This is a genomic window from Streptomyces sp. NPDC037271 (assembly GCF_055603605.1).
This window is the reverse complement of sequence record NZ_JBVJVN010000009.1, coordinates 152,589-170,680: the sequence shown is the minus strand read 5'-3', so window position 1 is coordinate 170,680 and position 18,092 is coordinate 152,589. Positions and strand designations below refer to the sequence as shown.

General features: G+C 75.8%; 14 protein-coding genes and 1 pseudogene. 2 read left to right on the top strand and 13 right to left on the bottom strand.

Annotation, left to right across the window (positions count from 1 at the left end):
- Window positions 1–54: 54 nt before the first annotated feature.
- On the top strand, window positions 55–972 hold the full coding sequence (locus ACZ7G3_RS18210; protein ID WP_470926812.1) for a polysaccharide pyruvyl transferase family protein: 918 nt from the start codon (window positions 55–57) through the stop codon (window positions 970–972).
- A gap of 106 nt (window positions 973–1,078) precedes the next feature.
- On the opposite strand, the gene fxsT is transcribed toward ACZ7G3_RS18210, so the two are convergent.
- The 13 genes and pseudogenes from fxsT to ACZ7G3_RS18145 form a co-directional block, all read right to left on the bottom strand.
- Window positions 1,079–3,706 (bottom strand): FxSxx-COOH system tetratricopeptide repeat protein, encoded by a 2,628-nt coding sequence (gene fxsT, locus ACZ7G3_RS18205; protein ID WP_470926674.1) that lies wholly within the window; start codon window positions 3,704–3,706, stop codon window positions 1,079–1,081.
- Window positions 3,707–3,923: 217 nt separating this feature from the next.
- Window positions 3,924–4,820 carry a glycosyltransferase family 2 protein gene (locus ACZ7G3_RS18200; RefSeq protein WP_470926672.1) on the bottom strand — a complete coding sequence of 299 codons (897 nt, stop codon included), beginning with the start codon at window positions 4,818–4,820 and terminating at the stop codon, window positions 3,924–3,926.
- The gene (locus ACZ7G3_RS18195; RefSeq protein ID WP_470926670.1) at window positions 4,817–5,752 is read right to left on the bottom strand and encodes a glycosyltransferase family 2 protein; all 936 of its coding nucleotides are present in this window, start codon (window positions 5,750–5,752) and stop codon (window positions 4,817–4,819) included. The genes ACZ7G3_RS18200 and ACZ7G3_RS18195 overlap by 4 nt, the downstream gene beginning before the upstream one ends.
- Window positions 5,749–6,786 (bottom strand): glycosyltransferase family 9 protein, encoded by a 1,038-nt coding sequence (locus ACZ7G3_RS18190; RefSeq protein WP_470926668.1) that lies wholly within the window; start codon window positions 6,784–6,786, stop codon window positions 5,749–5,751. The genes ACZ7G3_RS18195 and ACZ7G3_RS18190 overlap by 4 nt, the downstream gene beginning before the upstream one ends.
- Window positions 6,787–7,211: 425 nt before the next feature.
- Entirely contained in the window at window positions 7,212–8,582 is a 1,371-nt protein-coding gene (gene rfaE2, locus ACZ7G3_RS18185) for a D-glycero-beta-D-manno-heptose 1-phosphate adenylyltransferase (RefSeq protein ID WP_470926666.1), read from the bottom strand.
- 8 nt (window positions 8,583–8,590) lie between these two features.
- Window positions 8,591–9,217 carry a D-sedoheptulose-7-phosphate isomerase gene (locus ACZ7G3_RS18180; RefSeq protein WP_470926664.1) on the bottom strand — a complete coding sequence of 209 codons (627 nt, stop codon included), beginning with the start codon at window positions 9,215–9,217 and terminating at the stop codon, window positions 8,591–8,593.
- Window positions 9,217–10,434, bottom strand: coding sequence for a glycosyltransferase family 4 protein (locus ACZ7G3_RS18175; RefSeq protein ID WP_470926662.1), 1,218 nt, complete (start codon window positions 10,432–10,434; stop codon window positions 9,217–9,219). Before ACZ7G3_RS18175 ends, ACZ7G3_RS18180 begins: the two co-directional genes overlap by 1 nt.
- Entirely contained in the window at window positions 10,431–11,384 is a 954-nt protein-coding gene (locus ACZ7G3_RS18170; RefSeq protein WP_470926661.1) for a glycosyltransferase, read from the bottom strand. The genes ACZ7G3_RS18175 and ACZ7G3_RS18170 overlap by 4 nt, the downstream gene beginning before the upstream one ends.
- On the bottom strand, window positions 11,381–12,370 hold the full coding sequence (locus ACZ7G3_RS18165; RefSeq protein WP_470926659.1) for a glycosyltransferase family 9 protein: 990 nt from the start codon (window positions 12,368–12,370) through the stop codon (window positions 11,381–11,383). Before ACZ7G3_RS18165 ends, ACZ7G3_RS18170 begins: the two co-directional genes overlap by 4 nt.
- Before the next feature lie 422 nt (window positions 12,371–12,792).
- Window positions 12,793–13,359 (bottom strand): annotated as a pseudogene (locus ACZ7G3_RS18160) (D-glycero-alpha-D-manno-heptose-1,7-bisphosphate 7-phosphatase); the annotation flags it as partial.
- Entirely contained in the window at window positions 13,356–14,390 is a 1,035-nt protein-coding gene (locus ACZ7G3_RS18155) for a glycosyltransferase (RefSeq protein WP_470926657.1), read from the bottom strand. The pseudogene ACZ7G3_RS18160 and the gene ACZ7G3_RS18155, both read right to left, overlap by 4 nt.
- On the bottom strand, window positions 14,387–16,021 hold the full coding sequence (locus tag ACZ7G3_RS18150; RefSeq protein WP_470926655.1) for a carbamoyltransferase family protein: 1,635 nt from the start codon (window positions 16,019–16,021) through the stop codon (window positions 14,387–14,389). The genes ACZ7G3_RS18155 and ACZ7G3_RS18150 overlap by 4 nt, the downstream gene beginning before the upstream one ends.
- Window positions 16,022–16,163: 142 nt before the next feature.
- Window positions 16,164–17,156, bottom strand: coding sequence for a UDP-glucuronic acid decarboxylase family protein (locus tag ACZ7G3_RS18145; RefSeq protein WP_470926653.1), 993 nt, complete (start codon window positions 17,154–17,156; stop codon window positions 16,164–16,166).
- A gap of 129 nt (window positions 17,157–17,285) precedes the next feature.
- On the opposite strand from ACZ7G3_RS18145, the gene ACZ7G3_RS18140 reads away from it, so the two are divergent.
- Window positions 17,286–18,071, top strand: a complete 786-nt coding sequence (locus tag ACZ7G3_RS18140) for a polysaccharide deacetylase family protein (RefSeq protein ID WP_426599326.1) — start codon at window positions 17,286–17,288, stop codon at window positions 18,069–18,071.
- Window positions 18,072–18,092: the final 21 nt, after the last annotated feature.

Sequence of the window (18,092 nt, the reverse complement as noted above, 5' to 3'; positions counted from 1 at the left end):
ACCTGACCGGCCACCGGTGATTGCCGCGGCGGCGTCGGGGCACCCGTGCGCACTGTGCACGGACGAGACAGGATCCTGGTGACCGGCTGGTTCAGCTTCCTGCACGGGGAGGCGACCGCCGGGGACGTGCTGGCGCTGCGGCGGGTGGAGGAGGTGCTGCGCGGCGCGGGGCTCGCCTACGACGTCGTGTGGAGCCCCGGGTTCCGGGCGGATGGGCGGCACTTCGCGGACGTGGACCCGGCGGCGTACTCCCGGCTGGTCTTCGTGTGCGGCCCGGCACACGGGCCGCAGGTCGAGGAGGTGCACCGGCGGTTCGCGCACTGCGTGCGGATCGCCGTCGGCGTCTCCGTCGTCGACCCGGAGTCCCCGGCCGTGACCGGCTTCCACCAGGTGCTGGCCCGGGACGCCGCCGGCGCGGCGCCGACCCTGGACCTCGCGGCCCGCGCGCCCGCGCTGCCCGCCCGGCCGGTCGTCGGGGTGGTCCTCACCCACGGGCAGCACGAGTACGGGGGGCAGCGGCGGCACGAGGAGGTCGCCGCGGGGCTGACGCGCTGGCTGGCCGGCAAGGACTGCGCCCGGCTGGAGCTGGAGACGCGGCTCGACGCACACGACTGGCGGCTGTGCGGCACGCCGGCCCAGCTGGAGGCCGTACTGGCCCGGCTGGACCTGGTCGTCACCGACCGGCTGCACGGACTGGTCCTGGCGCTGCGGGCCGGGACGCCCGCGCTGGCGGTGGACCCGGTCGCGGGCGGTGCCAAGGTGACGGCGCAGGCGCGCGCCTGCGGCTGGCCGGCGCTGGTGGCCGCCGAACGGCTGGAGGAGGGCGTGCTGGACCGGTGGTGGGACTGGTGCCTGACCGACGGACGGGAGGAGGCCGGGCGGACCGGCGCCGGGTTCCGGTCGGCCCGGCCGCTCCCGGACGCCGCGGACGCGCTGGTGGCGGCGCTGGGGGCGCGGGCGGCCCGCCGGTAGGGGGCCCGCCCCGCCGTGGTGCCGGCCCGGCCCGGGCGGCCGCAGCCGGGCGGGAGCAGGCCTGGCGGGAACGGGCCGGGCGGGAGCAGGCCGGGCGGCGCGGGCATCAGGATGTGCGCCACCAGCTCCTTCGTCTCGTACCCGTCGTGAGTGCGGCCTGGGCTGCTGCGAGGTTGTCGCGGCTGGTGAGGGTGTGGGGGTGATCGGGTCCGAGGAGCCGTTCACGGTCGGCGAGCACACCTCGGTGCAACTCCACCGCTTCCTCGAAACGACCGAGGCCGCACAGGGCGTTCGCGAGGTTGCCGCGACTGATGAAGGCGTCGGGGTGGCCGGGTCCGAGGACCCGTTCACGGTCGGCGAGCGTGCCCCGGTGGAGATCCGCGGCCTCCTGGAACCGGCCGAGGCCCTCCAGGGTGTTGGCGAGGCTGTTGCGGCTCATGAAGGTGTCGGGGTGATCGGGTCCGAGGAGCCGTTCACGGTCGGCGAGCGCACCTCGGTGCAACTCCACCGCTTCCTCGAAACGACCGAGGCCGGTCAGAGCGTTCGCGAGGTTGCTGCGACTGTTCAGGGTGCGGGGATGATCGGGTCCGAGGACCCGCTCACGGTCGGTGACATTGCGCCGGTGGAGATGTGCCGCTTCCTCGAAACGGCCGAGGGCCTCGAGGGCGTAGGCGAGGTTGTTGCGGCTCATGAAGGTGTCGGGGTGGTCGGGGCCGAGGACGCGTTCGTAGTCGGTGACGTTGCGCCGGTGGAAGTCCGCGGCTTCCTGGTACCTGCCGAGTCCGCGCAGGGCGTAGGCGAGGTTGTTGCGACTGGTGAGGGTGTCGGGGTCGTCCGGGCCGAGGACGCGTTCCCGGTCGGCGAGCGCGCGCCGGTGGAGATCCGCGGCTTCCTGGTACCTGCCGAGTCCGCGCAGGGCGAGGGCGAGGCTGTCGCGGCTGCGCAGGGTGTCGGGGTGGTCCGGGCCGAGGACGCGTTCCCGGTCGGCGAGCGCGCGCCGGTGGAGATCCGCGGCTTCCTGGTACCTGCCGAGTCCGGACAGGGCGTTGGCGAGGCTGTTGCGACTGGTGAGGGTGTCGGGGTGGTCCGGGCCGAGGTGACGGGACGTCGCGTCGAGAAGGTGCCGGCACAGGAGGCGCCGCTCGGCGGCGGCTCCGGCGTCGCCGAGGACGTCGGCGAGCTGTTCGAGGACGGCGCGGTCGGCGGGGAGATTCTCACGGGTGGCGCGGTCCAGGAGAGGAGGCAGGTGGGCGGTGAGGAGGCGAGCGGTCACCCAGCCCGCGCGTTCGGCCCGGACCGTGTCGTCGACGGCGCGAACGAGGTGGGCGTGCAGGGCGGTCAGCCAGTCCTCCCGGTCGTCCTCGGGCACGGCACGAGCCATGACTTCGCGGACCAGCGGATGCAGCAGAACGCGGCCGCCGCCTGTGCCCTCCGTCCCGCCACCGGTCGCGCTGTTCGTCGTCGGCGAGGTGACGAGGCCGTACTGGTCCAGGCCGGCGAGCGCGGACTCCAGGGCCGTAGCCGTGACGGCTTGGCCGGTGGCATCGGCCAGGAGCCCGGTTGTGATCAGGGAGAGGGGAATGGGTGCGGCTTCGAGCAGGGCCAGGAGCTGGAGCAGGGGACGCGCCTGGGTCCTTCCGTCGGCATGCAGCTGCTCCAAGGAGAGATCCCAGGTGTGACGGACGACCGCGCGGGCCACGGCGGGGTCGGCGGCCTGGGGGTGGGCGGCACCGATCAGGTCGCCGAACTCCTGCTCCAGAGCGTGGTGGTAGGCGGTGAAGGTGGTGTAGCGGCTGACGGGAGAGGCGAGGTAGTGGCCGGCCGCCTTCAGGGCCAACGGCAGACCGCCCAGCCGCGCTCCGAGGGCCCGGGCTTCTTCGGGTGTCCCGGCGTCCGGTGCCGCGTCGTACAGGACCGAGCCTGCGGCGGCAGCGTCCAGCGGCTGCAGATGGACGATCTCGGCTTCACGGCCCCAGGTGGCCGGGGCGGTGTCGCGGCTGGTGACCAGGAGCAGACCGGCGCCGCCAGGACGCAGCCATCCCCGGTAGGCGGCCACCGGATCACTGCGCGTGCCCACGTCGGCCGGGGTGTCGGCATTGTCCACGACGATCACCCATCCCGGCGTCGATGTCAGGTGCTCCCAGACGACGTCGACCAGCACGGTGCGTCCCTGCTGGGCTTCGCTGAGGCGGATGTCGGCGAGCCCGAGGAGCTGGGCGACACGGGTGAGGTCGTCGGCGAGCCGGGCGCGGTCGCCCTGCCAGCGCACCCAGAACACCGCCTGCCCCGCCTGCTCGGCTTGGCGGGCTGCTTCGGCGGCGAGTGTGGTCTTGCCCAGGCCGCCCGCCCCGCACACCACTGCCAGCCCGCCTCCGCCCTCCCGGGTGAGCCGGCGCAGCGTGGCGATCTCCTGGTCCCGGCCGCGTACGGGGGTCTGCGGCCGAGGCGGCTGGTAGGAGGAATGCCGGGCCGCGGTGGAGATCCAGGCACGGCCGGTCCCCGCCCCTCCCGTCGGCGCCTCCGCGTCCGCAGGGGTGCGGAGGGGGAAGAGGGAGACCAGCAGGCTGATCAGGCCGACCACGCCTCCGACGACGCCGGAGGTCTGATCCGCCTTGTCCAGCCCGAAGCGGGTGGCCGCCCAGACGACCAGTCCCACCAAACCGGCCGGCAGCAGCGCCAGCATCAGGCGCCCCGGCACCGACCGCCACCGCCCCGTACGCCATCCTGTCGCCACCACTCGGCCCCCTTCGGTCCCCTCTCGGCCCCTCCTTGCGACCGGAGCATCGCCCAAGGCCGGTTGCGCCCGGGCCCCGATCGGTACTTCGGTACGCAGCCGTGACCACGCAGCCGTGGCCACCCGGCCGGCAGGCCGGCAAGGTGACGTTGGAGTGGCGGGCCGACCCCGCGTCCCCTCGGCGCGGAGTCGGCCGGTGTGGTGGTGGGCGGGGGCGTCAGCCCGTGTAGCTGCGGGCGGTCGAGTCGCGCTGGGCGGGTTCCAGTGAGCGCAGGCGGGCCTCGACCTCCGGCGGCAGCACCCGGCGTTCGCGCAGTACCCACGGCAGGGCGGCCGTGGCCTCGGCGAAGGCGCGCAGGGACGCGGTGTCGCGCGGGACGGTGCGGGCCAGGTGGAGGGTGCGGCGCAGGGCCGGGCCGGCCGGGCGGCGCAGCCAGGTGAACCACAGGGTGTTGCGGATGCCGTGGGCCCGGCGCAGCGTCGCGTCCCGGACGACCGAGGGGTGGTGGTGGATCGTCAGGTCGTCGGCGTACGTCAGCCACCAGCCGTTCGTCGCCAGGTCGGCGGCGAGCAGCTCCTCCTCGCCGCCCAGCCACAGCCGGGGGTGGAAGCCGCCCGCGGCCCGGAAGGCGTCGGTGCGCAGTACGGTCGCGGCGGCCAGGAAGGACCCGAGGGCCGGTCCGGGGAGCCAGTCGGGGCGGGGTACGGGCGAGTCGCGCAGTTCTTCGACGATCGGGTCCTCGGTGCCGTCGGGTTCGACGACGATGCGGGCGGTGACCGAGCCGACCGCCGGGTGCCGGTCGAGCAGGTCGGCGGCCCCGGACAGGGAGCCCGGCGCCCACCAGGAGTCGTCGTCGCAGAAGGCGACGTAGGGCGTGGTGACCTGACGCACCGCCAGGTTGCGGCCGACGGCGCCGAGGTTGCGGCCGGGGCGCAGGAGCCGTACGTCCGGGTGGTGGCGGGCGACCGCGGAGGCGGTGCCGTCGGTGGAGGCGTTGTCGGTGACGATCACCGGGGGTTTCTCGGGGAGTTCGGCGAGGCGGTCCAGGGTGCGCAGGAGTTCGGGGCACCGGTTGTGGGTGATGACGACGACGGTGGTCCGGGTGTCGGTCATGAGGTCGCTCCGCTCGCCGTGTCCAGGAGGCGGGCGGCGCGCTCCACGTGCGGGGGCAGGGGCCTGCGGGCGCGCAGGGCGGCGGGCAGGCGGGTGAGCGTCTCGCGCAGGGCGCGCCGGGCGTGCGGGTCGTGGCGGGCGTCGGCGGCGAGGGCGCGGGTGCGGGCGAGGGCGTACGGGAGGGGGCGGCGCAGCCAGGCGGTGAGGAGTTCGTTGCGGCGTACGACGGCCGGGCGGTCGGTGCGGGGGCCGGGGTCCGGGTGGTGGTGGGCGACCACGTCGGGGCAGTGCGTGACGCCCCAGCCGCGGGCGGCGAGGTCGTAGGCGAGGAGGGTCTCCTCGGCGCCGAAGAAGAGCAGCGGGTGGTAGCCGCCGGCGTCGAGGTAGGACGTGCGGCGGGCGACGGCGGCGCAGCCGAGGTAGCCGAGGACCTGGGTGCCGGGCAGGTCGGTGGCCGGGCCGAGGGGGGAGGCGGCGAGCAGGTCGTTGAGGGGGTCCGCGGCGTCGTCGGGGCCGACGAGGGTGCGGGCGGCGAGCAGGCCGAGCCGGGGGTGTTCGTCGAAGTGCCGGGCGGCGGTGGCGAGAGCGCCGGGTGCCCACCAGGAGTCGTCGTCGCTGAACGCCACGTACGGGGTGTCGAGGGCGCGGACGCCGTGGGTGCGGGCGAGGGCGCCGCGGTTGAACGGCAGGGCGAGCAGGCGGACCTTCGGGAAGTCGCGGGCCAGCATGGCGCGGGTGTCGTCGGTGGAGGCGTTGTCGACGACGAGGACCTCGGGGCGTTCGGGCAGGGCGAGCAGGTGGCGCACGGTGACGGCGAGGCTCGCGGAGCGGTTGCGGGTGGCGATGACGACGCCGACGGGGGCGGGCCGGGTGGGGTCGGCGTGGGAGTGTTCGCGGGTGGTCGACGGGCCGCGGTTCGTGGCGTGGTTCATGGTGCCTCTTCCAGGGCGTCCAGTGCGTCGAGGGCTGCCAGGACGTCGTCGGTGGTGATCCGCAGCAGCGCGGGGTCGGGCTGGTGGCCGTGCGGGTCGCCGTGGTCGCCGTCCGGGCCCGGGTGCCACAGGGTGCGGTGCCGGGGATGGTCCGGCGGGCCCCAGCGGCTGGGCGGGACCGGGCCGAACAGGGTGACGGAGGGCGTGGCGTGGGCGACGGCGAGGTGGGCGATGCCGGTGTCGCCGCTGACGACGGCGCGTGCTTCGGCCACCAGGGCGGAGAGCCGGTCGTGGGGCAGGCCTCCGCCGAACACGTCCGTGTCGGGCAGGTGGGCGAGCTTGGCCAGCCTGGCCACCAGGTCGGCCTCGTCCGCTCCCCCGGTGACGACGGCCCGGCGTCCCCGTGCGCGCAGCGCCTCGGCGACGGCCGCGTACCGTTCCACGGGCCAGCAGCGGGACGGGGCGCCGGCGCCGGGGTGCAGGACGACGGCGCCGGGGGCGGGGGACGGTAGGTCAGGACGCGGCAGCCGCAGGTCGGCCGGGTCGGCGGCGATGCCGTACGCCCGCAGCAGCCGGCACCACCGGTCGCGCTCGTGCTCGTCGGCGTACCAGGGCGGCCCGTCGACCTCCGGGGTCCCGGGGTGCGCGAACGCCAGCAGCCTCAGCGGGCGCAGGCCCGTCAGCAGGCGGTGGCTGGGCGGCCCGTTGCCGTGCAGGTCGACGGCGACGTCGGGGGGCGGGCCGGTCCAGTCGAGGGTGCGCGGGACCGCACGGCCGGGCTCGGCGGCGGGCAGCAGCCGGTCCACGGCACCGGTGGCCGCGACGACGGGCGCCAGCTCGGCGGGGGTCGCCAGCACCAGCTCATGCCCGGGGTACGCGCGGCGCAGCGCGCGCAGCGCGGGCACCCCGGCCAGCAGGTCACCGAGCCCGAGGGCACGCAGAACGAGCAGCCGGGGGCGCGCCCGCCCACCGCCCTCGTGCCGCCCCGCGTCCGAGGCGGCGTACGCCGCACCGACGTCGGGCGGGTGCGCCATCCCAGCGGACGGCGGATGCACGGGGTCGCCCGTCACGGGCCCACCGGCGGACGCGGGAGGCCCCGACCCGCCCGCCCCGGCACGTCCGGCGGACACCGCCCGCGTCCCCTCCCCCGGCACCGCACCGCCCGTGGGCGGCCCTGTCCCCCGGCCCACAGACGGCCCGCCGGGCGCCATCGCGCCGCGCGCCGGGCCGACGGCCACCGGACCCACGTCGGGCGGGTGCGCCATCCCGGCGGACGGCGGATGCACGGGGGCGCCCGTCACCGGGCCGCCGGCCGAGGCCGGGGGTGCGGTGCCGTGCGTCGGCGGGCGACCGGCGGACGGCGGGCGACCGGCGGACAGTGGGCGACCGGCGGACAGTGGGCGACCGGTGGACGGTGGGGCCGTGGCTCGGCCGCGCTCCGTGGCCGGAGTGCCGTGCGTCATCGCACCCCCTCGGCGGCGCGAGCCATCAGGGCCGTGGAGGAGCGGCCGTCCAGGTAGGGCAGGAGGACGGCCTGGCCGCCCCACTCCTGGAGGAGGCCGGCCTCGGGGAGGTCCGCGCCCGCGTAGTCGCCGCCCTTGACCCAGACGTCGGGGCGCAGGTCGCCGAGGAGGCGTTCGGGGGTGTCCTCGTCGAAGACGGCGACGGCGTCGACGCAGGCGAGGGCGCGCAGGACGCGGACCCGGTCGGCGAGGGGGTTGACGGGGCGGCCGTCGCCCTTGCGGCGCTGGACGGAGGCGTCGGAGTTGACGCAGACGACCAGGCAGTCGCCGAGCCGCCGGGCGGCCTGGAGGAGGCCGACGTGACCGGCGTGCAGCAGGTCGAAGCAGCCGCCCGCGGCGACCACCGTGCCGTGCTGGGCGCGGACGCGGGCGGCCAGGGAGTGCGGATCGTCGGTGTCGGGCGGCGAGGACGACGGCGGGCCGGAGTCCGCGGGGGGCAGGGCGCCCGCTCCGCCCGCCGCGACGAACGCCGTCGCGGCGGCCACGGCGCCCTCGACGGCCTCCCCCACCAGCGCCCCGTCGGCGAGCAGCCCGGCGGCGGTGGCCGCGAACCGGTCGCCCGCGCCGCAGGAGTCGCCGTGGTGGGCGGCGGGTGCGGGGACGAGCAGGGGGTGTTCGCCGTAGGAGAGGAGGGCGCCGCGGGCGCCGAGGGTCACCGTCACCGCGGCCACCCGCCAGTCCCGTACGAGGGCGGCGGCGGCGAGCGCGGCGGCGCGCAGGCCCCCTGGGGAGTGCCCGTTCCGGGGCGCGAAGCCGTGCGCCTCCTTCTCGGCCGGTGTCACCAGCCGGGTGCCGGGAACCGGCGAGCCTCCGCGCGGGTGCGGGTCCCAGACCAGCGGCGGGCGGGCGGCCAGTACGTCCCGCAGGGCGTCCGCCGTGCCGCGGCCGTAGTCGGAGACCAGGACGGCCCGGGCGGAGCGGAGCGCGGCGCGGGCCTCGTCCGTGGCCTCGCGAGCCCGGCCGCCGCCCCGGTCGAGGCGGACGACGGGCCGGTCCTGCGCCAGGACGCGGGTCTTCTCGGGCAGGGTGCCGGTCAGAGGCAGAGGGATCAGGGTCAGCCAGGGGGCGAGGAGTTCGCGCAGGGCCGTGCTCGCCGGGTCGTCGCCCGCGCCCGTGATCAGCGTGACCTCGCGGCCGTCGCGGGCGGCGAGGTACGCGGCGAGCGCGGCGCCGCCCGGACGTACGCGCTCGGCGCACTCCGACACGACCGGGACGGGCGCGTCGGGCGCCAGCCGGTCGGCGGAGCCGGTCAGGTCGCGGTCCAGCAGGGCGTCGCCGACCACGACCAGGGGGGTCCTGTCCGTCATGCGTCCCGTCACCTCCGCGTTCCCTTGCCGCGTGCTCCCGGTGCGCCTCGTGCGCCCCGTAGGCCTCGTTCCAGTGCGGCGTCGAAGGCCGCGCAGATCATGTGCACGGCGACCAGGTGGATCTCCTGCACGGTGGCCGCCGAGGGGGCCGCCACGCACAGCGACTCGTCGCTGCCCGCCATGAGCGGGTTGGGCTCGCAGCCGGTGAGCGCCCACACGCGTACCCCGGCCGCGCGGGCGGCGTCGGCCGCGGAGAGCAGGTTGGCGCTGGCGCCGCTGGTGGACAGCAGCATCAGGACGTCGCCCTCGCGGCCGTGGGCGCGCACCTGGCGGGCGAACACCTCGTCGACGCCGTAGTCGTTGGCGATGGCGGTGGTGGAGGACGTGTCGGCGTGCAGGGCGATCGCGGAGAACGGCGGGCGGTCGTCGCGGTAGCGGCCGACGAGTTCGGCGGTCAGGTGCTGCGCCTGGGCGGCGCTGCCGCCGTTGCCGGCGGCCAGCAGCCGGCCGCCGCCGGAGAGGACGGCGGCGAGCCGCGAGCCCCAGCGCTCGGTGATGTGCGCGGAGGCGCGGAACGCCCCCAGCGCCTCCTGGAGTTCGTCGCAGTGCCCGACGACGGGCGGGGTCACGGTCATCACGCCACCTCCTTCGACAGTGCGTGGTCGGCGAGGGTCAGGCGGTAGACCTGTTCCGCGCCGTCGGCGACGCGCGCCCAGGTGTAGTGCCGCAGGACGCGGTCGCGGCCGTTCCTGCCGTACTGGCGGCGCAGCCGTTCGTCGGCGAGGAGTTCGCGGGCGGCGTCCGCGATGGCCTCGGGGTCCTGCGGGGTGACCAGGCGGCCCGTGGTCCCGTCGGCCACGGAGTCGCGGTGGCCGCCGACGTCGGTGGCGAGGACCGGCACGCCGCACGCCATCGCCTCCAGCGGCACGATGCCGAAGGGTTCGTAGACCGGGGTGCACAGCACCAGGTCGGCGCTGCGGAGCAGGGCGGGCATGTCCTCGGGGTCGATGGCGCCGAGCAGCCGGACCCGGTCGGCGACGCCGGTGCGGCGGGCGAGCGCGGTCAGGCGCTGTGCCTCCGGGTCGGCGTCGAGTCCGCCGGCCGGCGGGCCGCCCGCGACGAGGAGTTCGGCGTCGGGGATCCGGGCCAGGGCGCGGATGGCCTGGTCGTAGCCCTTGCGGGGCACGAGCCGGCCGCAGGCGAGCAGCCGGTGCCGCTCCGTGCGGGCGGGGGTGCGGCCGGTGTCGGCGGTGGGGTGGAAGTGCTCGGCGTCCACGCCGCAGGGGACGACGGACACCTGCCGGGGCGGTACGCCCATGTCGCCGAGTTCGACGACCTCGTCCGTGCAGGTGGCCAGGACCCTTTCGCAGGCGCGGCCGAGCTGCCGTTCGATGCCGATGCGCTCGTACGGGCTGGTGTCCCGCATGCCCTGGTGGCGCCGCTTGACGGTGCCCAGGGCGTGGAAGGTCTGCACGAGGGGGATGCCGTGCGGCCGGGCGCCGATCCGGGAGGCCATGCCGGACATCCAGAAGTGGGCGTGCACCACGTCCGGTGTCTCCCGCGCCCAGGCGCGGGCCAGGTGGGCGCCGAAGGCGGGCATGTGCGGGAACAGTTCGTCCTTGGGCACGGCCGCGGGTGGTCCGGCCGGCACGTGCTCGACGACCGCGCCGCCGGGCAGCGGCACCCGGTCGGGCAGAGCGGTGGCGTCCCGGCGGGTGTAGACCGTGACGTCGTGGCCGCGCTTGGCCAACTCCTCGGTGAGACGGGCCACGTAGACGTTCTGTCCACCGGCGTCGACGCCGCCGAGCGCGGCGAGCGGGCTCGCGTGCTCGGACACCATGGCGATCCTCATCGGGTCACCTCCTTCAGCAGCCGCTCCCAGTCGTCCAGGAAGCGGGACAGCCCGTAGCGGGACAGGGCCGCCGCACGGGCCCCGTCGCCGACGGTCCGCGCGTGCAGCGGGTCGGCGAGGAAGTCGCGTACGGCGTCGGTCAGTACGTCGATGCGGTTGGAGACCACCCCGGCGCCCGGGGGGACGGCCTCGGTGACCTCGGTGGTGGCGAGGGCGACCACGGGCATGCCCAGGTGCATGGCCTCCAGGAGGGACAGTCCGAGGGAGGTCCAGCGGACGGGGTGGACGTAGAGGCGGCGGCGGGCCAGTTCGGTGTGCAGGTCGCCCTGGGGGACGTCCCGCGTGCGGCAGCGGTCGGGGTCGACGCCGATGTGCTCGGCGAGTCCCTCGGTGCGCATGCCGAAGACGTCGAGCGGGGCGGCGCGGGAGAAGGCGGGGAGCAGGTCGGTTCCGGTCGTACGGCCGCGCCGGATCGGCTCGTTGACGACGACGGCGGCACGGTCCAGCTCGCCGGTCCAGCGGTGGCCGGGGTCGACGATGCCGTGTTCGACGACGGTCGTCGGCGTGGGACCCGCGTCCCACATCAGCCGGTTGAAGTGGGTGACGTGGACGAGGGTGGTGACGTCGGGGAGGTCGGCGGCGGGGTGGCGGGTGTCGGGCACGTCACCGTCGGGGGCGTTGTGCTCCAGGTAGACCAGCGGGGGGCGGCGCCCGAGCCACTGGTCGACCAGGGCGAGTTCGTGCGGGCGCTGGATGATCACGAGGTCGATGTGCTCGTCCCGCAACCGCTCCGGGGGTACTTCCACGACGGAGTCGGGCCAGTCCCAGGTGCGGGCGCGGCCGAGGCCGTCGGGTCCGCGGTCCGGGGTGACGGGGACGAGGTAGGTGTGCGGGCCCTGCACGAAGGCCGTGGTCCACGACCCGTGCACGTGCCAGATGAGGATCCTCATGCCTCCCCCAGGAGTTTCTCGACGGCCGCCGCCACGTCGGTCGCGGTGACGGTGTTCAGGCAGGGGTGGCCGGGGACGGGGCAGTCCCGGGCCCGGCTGTCGGCGCAGGGCGCGTCCTGGTCGCCGAGCAGGACGTACGGGACGCCGTACGGCCGCCAGCGCTCGGCCGGCACGACGGGTGCGAACAGGGACACGACCGGGGTGCCGACGGCGGCGGCGAGGTGGGCGGGCGCGGTGTTGCCGGTGACGACGACGACGGCGCCCGCGAGGACACCGGCCAGTTCCGGGGCCTCGGTGCGGCCGCCGAGGTCGGTGCCGTGCTCGCCCGCGACGTACGCGGTGAGGCCGCGTTCGTCGGGGCCGCCGGTGACCAGCACGCGGTGCCCGGCGGCGGCGAGTTCGCGCACGGCCTCGGCGCCGCGCTCGGGGCTCCAGGCGCGGGCGGGGACGCTGGCGCCCGGGTGGAGGATGACGTAGGGGCCGGGGCCGGTCAGGTCGTCGGTGCGGGGCGGGGTGCGCACCCGCAGGCGTCCGTCGTCGGGCCGCGGGAAGCCCGCCGCCTCGGCGAGGTCCAGCGCCGCCTCGGCCTCGTGGGCGTGCGGGGCGCGCTGGTGGCGCAGGTCGAGGAGGGAGCCGGGGTAATCCACGCTGTCCGCGGCGATGTGCCGGACACCGGCGAGGCGCAGGACCAGGGCGGTGGGCAGCGGGGACTGGTGGAAGGAGGTGAGGATCAGCGCGGTGTCGGCGTCGATCCGGTCCACGAGCGCGTCGATGTCCGCCCGGCTGACGTCGGGCGGCTGGAACCCGCCCCACGGCGCGTCCCACACCAGCACCTCGTCCACGCCGGGCAGCAGGCGGGCGGCGGGCGCGCCGCGCGACCCGCACAGCAGCGTGACGTGGTCGGCCCGGGCGGCGACGGCCCGTACGGCGGGCCCGGCGAGCAGCACGTCGCCGAAGCTGTCGAGCCGCGTGACGAGCGCCTTCATCGCGGCCTCCCGCGGGTCTCCACGGTGGCCTCGGTCCTCGCGGCCCCAGGCCTGCGGGCGGGGGCCGACGCCGAGGCGGGGTCGGGGGCAGTCCCCTCGGCCTCGGGGGCGGTCCCGTCGGCGCCGGCGGTCGACGCGGCACCATCCACGCCGCTGGGAGCGGGAGCCGACGCCAAGGCGGGGTCGGGGGCGGTCCCGTCGGCGCCGGGGGCGGTCCCGTCGGCGCCGGCGGCTGACGCGGCACCATCCACGCCCCTGCGCGGCCTCCCACCGGGCCCCACCACGGCACCAGCCCCGGCCGCCCCAGGCCCAGACCCGGAACCGGACGCGGAAGCGGTTCCCTCGGCAGCAGCGGCCGTCGCGGTGCCCCCCACGCCCGTGGCGGGCGCCCCCTCCTGCCGCGTTCCGTCGCCGTCCGTCCCGAACGCCGCCTCGACGGGGCGTTCGTCCACGAGGACCCGGCCCCGGGGCGGGCCGGCGAGTACCGCCCGTACGGCGGTCAGGAGGTCCGGGGCGACGTGGGCCGCGGTGGCCGTCTCCTCCGGGCGGGTCCGCGCGTTGGGGACGAGGATGCCGTGGGCGCCCGCGCGTTCGGCGGCCTCCGTGTCGGCGCCGATGTCGCCGATGACGACGCAGTCGGCGGGGGTGGTGCAGATGCGTCCGGCCGCCCAGAGGACCAGGCCGGGCCGCGGCTTGCGGCAGTGGCAGCCGTCGTCGGGGCCGTGCGGGCAGACCGCCCAGACGTCGAACGGGCCGATCAGGTCGTCGATCCGCCGGTTGACGCGGCGGACGTCGGTGTCGCTGACGAGGCCGCGGGCGACGCCGGACTGGTTGGTGACGACGCCGACGCGGATGCCGTGTGCGCGCAGCAGCGCGACCGCCTCCCGGGCGCCCTCGACGGGCCGGACCCGCTCGGGGTCGCCGTTGTAGGGGACGTCGTGGACGAGGGTGCCGTCGCGGTCGAAGAGCACGGCCTTGACGGGGCTCATGCGGCCACCTCCCGCCAGGCGGGGGCGGCACGGTGGCGCCACAGTCCGCTCAGCCGGTGCCAGGTCGCGGCGGGCGGGATGAGCACGCTGGTGACCAGCATGGTCGTGACCTCGTGGCGGGTGCGCGGGCCCGGGGCGATGCGGACCCAGGCGAACTCGGCGGTGCCCGCGGCCCAGCCGAGTCCGGCGAGCGCGGCGGTGCGGGGGCGGCCGGCGGCGGCGAGCGCGAGGGCGGCCACGCCGGCGGCGGTGATCGCCGCGTGGCGCCGTATCCGGCCCTTGGGCGCGACCGCCTTGGCCCACCAGTCGGGGCCGTGCAGCCGCCGCATCAGGGCGTCGTCGGCGTTGCCGCGCTGCTGTTTCAGGGACACCCAGCGGGAGGCGTCGCGCACGGGGTGGCGGGTGGTGCGGCGGCCGCGCCGGATGCGCCAGCCCGCGTCGAGGACGCGCAGCGCGAGGTCGGCGTCCTCGCGGAAGGCGCGGGTGAAGCGTTCGTCGAAGCCGTCGACCTCCTTGAGCACGTCGGTGCGGTAGGCCATGTCGGCGGTGATCCACTGCGCCCGCGCGAGTCCGGCGGTGCCGCGCTCCCAGTCGGTGGGGCGGCGCTCGCCGGGCAGCGGGACGGCGATGACGCCCTGCACGGCCCCGGTGTCGGGGGCCGCCTCGGCGAGGTCCTGGACGAGTTGGTCGCACCAGTGCGGGCCGACCTGGACGTCGTCGTCGAGGAAGGCGGTCCAGGGCGAGGTGACCGCGCGGAGGCCGGTGTTGCGGGCGGCGGCGGGCCCGCGGCCCCCGCTGCGCAGCACCACCGTGCGCTCGCGCAGGTCGCCGAGGACGCTCAGCGGGTGTTCCAGCGCGCCGGGGTCCGCCTCGGGGTCGGGCCGGTCGTCGACGAGGATGATCTCGTCGGGGCCGGGTCCGGTCGCGGCGGCCAGCGCGGCCAGGCAGTCGGCCAGCGTGTCGCGCACGAGGGTGGGGACGACCACGGCGTAGCCCGTCCCGGGGCCGCCGGTCGCGGGTGTGCCGGTCATGCGAACGCCTTCCCCCGGCGCACCGCGAACGGTCCGATGGCCAGCAGGTCCACGGGTGCGGAGCCGAAGCACTCCAGCGCGTCGCGCGGGTCGTCGACCATGGGCCGCCCGGCGGTGTTGAGGCTGGTGTTGACCACGACCGGCAGCCCGGTGCGTCGTTCGAAGGCGTTCAGCATGCGGGCGACGAGCGGCTCGCGGCGTTCCTCGACGGTCTGGATGCGGGCGGTGCCGTCGACGTGGACGACGGCGGGGATGCGGTCGCGCCAGGCTGGGGCGACGTCGTGCACGAAGAGCATGTACGGGCTGGGGACCGGCCCGGTGAAGATGTCGGCGGCGCGGTCGGCCAGCACCATCGGCGCGACCGGACGGAACTCCTCGCGGCCCTTGACGTGGTTGAGCCGCTCCAGGTTCTCCGCGCGGCCCGGGTGGGCCATCAGGGAGCGGTGGCCGAGGGCGCGCGGCCCGAACTCGCTGCGGCCCTGGAACCAGGCGACGACCCCGTCCCGGGCGAGTTCCTCGGCGACGGTCTCGGCGATGTCGTGCGGCTCCTCGTAGGGGATCGCGGCCGTCTCCAGCCAGGCGCGGATCTCCTCGTCGCTCCAGCCCCGGCCGAGGTCGGCGCCGGGCATGGGCTCGGGGACGGCGTCCTGCGCGGCCAGGTGCAGGGCGCCGCCGAGGGCCGTGCCCGCGTCGCCGGCGGCGGGCTGCACCCACACGTGCCGGTACGGGCCGCGGGCGGCGATCCTCGAGTTGGCGACGCAGTTCAGCGCGACGCCGCCCGCCATGGTCAGCGCCTCTCCCTGGGCCTCGCGGTGCAGCCAGTGGACGAGTTCGAGGAGCAGTTCCTCCAGTACGGCCTGGGTGCTCGCGGCGAGGTCGGCGTGGTCCTTCGTCCAGTCCTCGCCCTTGGCGCGGGCCGGGGCGAGGGCCGCCCAGTCGACGCCGTGGGCGCGGAAGCCGCCGTCGCCGGTGGCGTGGACGTGCTCGCGCAGGCGGTCGAGGTGGCGGGGGGTGCCGTAGGAGGCGAGGGCCATCACCTTGTACTCGTCGCTGCTGCGCAGGAAGCCGAGGTGCTCGGTGAGTTCCTCGTAGACCAGGCCGAGGGAGTGCGGGAGGGCCTGTGTGGCGAGGGTGTCGAGCTTGCCGTCGCGGTAGCGGCCGGCCAGGTGGGAGGCGGACTCGCCGCGCCCGTCGAGGACGAGGACGTCGTTGTCGGGGTGTGGTGAGGCGGGTCCGGCGGAGGCGGCGTGCGCCACGTGGTGCGGGACGAAGACGACCTGGTCGGGGTCGAGTCCGGGCAGCGCCTCGGCGAGGAACTCGGGGGCGCGGCGGGCGTACTCCAGCCGCAGCGGGTCCCAGGGGTCGTCCAGGCCCATGTCACGGGCGGGCCGGGCGAGCCCCGGGTCGAAGGAGTACGCGACGGCGTCCAGTTCCTCCGGCCGCACCCCGGCGTGCTCCAGACACCACCGTGCCGACAGCTCCGGTACCTCCCACGCGGAGAAGGGCACCGGGCGCTTGCCGTGCTTGCGGCGGCTGAAGCGCTCTTCCTCGGCGGCCGCGACGGTCCGGCCGTCGACGACGAGTGCCGCGGCCGGGTCGTGGAACAGGGCGTTGATACCGAGGATGCGCATGGGGGGTGCTCCGTCCCGGGCGACTACTGGCGTCTCTCTGGGCTCGCGGGTGCCGCACTGCGGCTGACTCAAACACTTGGAGACAACTCGGTTCCGGATATGACCGGACATGTCACCGTCTGTGAGTGTCCGCGGTGGGGGGTCAGGCCGCGACGGAGTGCGCGAACCAGCCGATGGTCCGTTCCAGCCCCTCGCTCCAGCCGACCCGCGGCTGCCAGCCGAGCCGTTCCCGGGCCAGGGTGGTGTCGGGCCTGCGCCGGGCGGGGTCGTCGACGGGGCGTTCCACGAAGCGGATCCGGGAGCCGGAGCCGGTGAGTTCGACGACGCGGCGGGCCAGTTCCAGCATGGTGATCTCGTCGGTGCCGCCGATGTTCACCGGCCCGGTCTCGCCGGACGCGGCGAGTGCCAGGACGCCGTCGACGGTGTCGTCGACGTAGCACAGGGAGCGGGTCTGGCCGCCGTCGCCGGCGACGGTGAGGGGCATGCCGTCCAGGGCCTGCGCGATGAAGGTGGGCACGGCGCGGCCGTCGCCGGTGCGCATGCGGGGGCCGTAGGTGTTGAAGATGCGGACGATGGCGGCGTCGGTGCCGTGCACCTGGCGGTGGGCGGTGACCAGGGCCTCGGCGAAGCGCTTGGACTCGTCGTAGACGCTGCGGGGGCCGATCGGGTTGACGTTGCCCCAGTACGTCTCGCGCTGCGGGTGCTCCAGCGGGTCGCCGTAGACCTCGGAGGTGGAGGCGAGCAGGAAGCGGGCGCCGTCGGCGCGGGCCCGCTCCAGGGCGTTGCGGGTGCCGGTGCTGCCGACGTCGAGGGTCTCCAGGGGCAGCCGGAGGTAGTCGGCGGGCGAGGCGGGGCACGCGAAGTGCAGGACCAGGTCGAACCGGCCGGGCAGGCCGCGCAGGGCCGCCGGGTCGGTGGCGTCGGCGTGGACGAACCGGAAGCCGCGGTGCCGCTCCAGTTCGGCCACGTTGCCGCGGGAGCCGGTGGCCAGGTTGTCCAGGCACACGACGTCGGCGCCGTCCGCCAGCAGGCGGCCGCACAGGTGGGATCCCACGAACCCGGCTCCGCCGGTCACCAGGGCCCGGCGCCAGACGCGTCCGCTCAAGGGGCTGCCGCCCACGGGGCTCTCGCTCACGGGGTCCTCCTCACTCTCGGCGTCACGTGCGTGCCGGCTGAGTAACCCGATGAACGGCCCCACTACCTCGAACATACATTCGACCAACCACTATAAACTGCGTATATACTCGCTATGTATAGTCCTCGCATGCCTTCGCTGACCGGGAAGATGACCAAAACGGGGACCAGGTTGCGTGCACTCGCGACACTCGCGGCCGCCGCCTCACTGACACTCGCACTGAGCAGCTGTACGAAGCTGGAGACGGCCTCCCCCAGCTCCGTCCGGGGCGCGGCGGGCACCCGGGCACAGGCCGGGTTCGGCACCGTCGACTGCGGCCGCGTCAAGTGCATCGCGCTGACCTTCGACGCCGGACCGAGCGAGCACTCCGCCCGGCTGCTCGACATACTCAAGGAGAAGAAGGTCCCGGCGACCTTCTTCCTGCTCGGCAAACGGCACATCGACACGTACCCCGAGCTGGTCAGACGCATGGCCGACGAGGGTCACGAGCTGGCCAACCACACCTGGACGCACCAGATCCTCACGGACGCCGAACCGGACGAGATACGCGAGGAACTGGAGCGCACCGACAAGGAGATAGAGCGCCTGACCGGGCGGCGCCCCACCCTGATGCGCCCGCCGCAGGGCCGCACCAACGACACGGTGCACGAGATCTGCCGCGAACTGGGGCTGGCGGAGGTGCTGTGGAGCGTGACCGCCAAGGACTACACGACGAACGACTCCGACCTGATCACCGAACGCGTCCTGAAGCAGTCGTCCCGGGACGGCATCATCCTGCTGCACGACCTCTACGACGGCACCGTGCCCGCCGTGCCCGGGATCATCGACGCGCTCAAGAAGCGCGGCTACGTCTTCGTGACGGTGCCCCAGCTGCTGGCCCCCGGGAAGGCCGAGCCGGGCAAGGTCTACCGCTAGGCCCTACGCCCGGTCACGCGG

Bases quoted from the DNA above. Each gene is read 5' to 3' on its own strand.
- ACZ7G3_RS18200 (WP_470926672.1), bottom strand. From the start codon at position 4,820: ATGACCGACACCCGGACCACCGTCGTCGTCATCACCCACAACCGGTGC.
- ACZ7G3_RS18195 (WP_470926670.1), bottom strand. From the start codon at position 5,752: ATGAACCACGCCACGAACCGCGGCCCGTCGACCACCCGCGAACACTCC.
- ACZ7G3_RS18190 (WP_470926668.1), bottom strand. From the start codon at position 6,786: ATGGCGCACCCGCCCGACGTCGGTGCGGCGTACGCCGCCTCGGACGCG.
- rfaE2 (WP_470926666.1), bottom strand. From the start codon at position 8,582: ATGACGGACAGGACCCCCCTGGTCGTGGTCGGCGACGCCCTGCTGGAC.
- ACZ7G3_RS18180 (WP_470926664.1), bottom strand. From the start codon at position 9,217: ATGACCGTGACCCCGCCCGTCGTCGGGCACTGCGACGAACTCCAGGAG.
- ACZ7G3_RS18175 (WP_470926662.1), bottom strand. From the start codon at position 10,434: ATGAGGATCGCCATGGTGTCCGAGCACGCGAGCCCGCTCGCCGCGCTC.
- ACZ7G3_RS18170 (WP_470926661.1), bottom strand. From the start codon at position 11,384: ATGAGGATCCTCATCTGGCACGTGCACGGGTCGTGGACCACGGCCTTC.
- ACZ7G3_RS18165 (WP_470926659.1), bottom strand. From the start codon at position 12,370: ATGAAGGCGCTCGTCACGCGGCTCGACAGCTTCGGCGACGTGCTGCTC.
- ACZ7G3_RS18155 (WP_470926657.1), bottom strand. From the start codon at position 14,390: ATGACCGGCACACCCGCGACCGGCGGCCCCGGGACGGGCTACGCCGTG.
- ACZ7G3_RS18150 (WP_470926655.1), bottom strand. From the start codon at position 16,021: ATGCGCATCCTCGGTATCAACGCCCTGTTCCACGACCCGGCCGCGGCA.
- ACZ7G3_RS18140 (WP_426599326.1), top strand. From the start codon at position 17,286: ATGCCTTCGCTGACCGGGAAGATGACCAAAACGGGGACCAGGTTGCGT.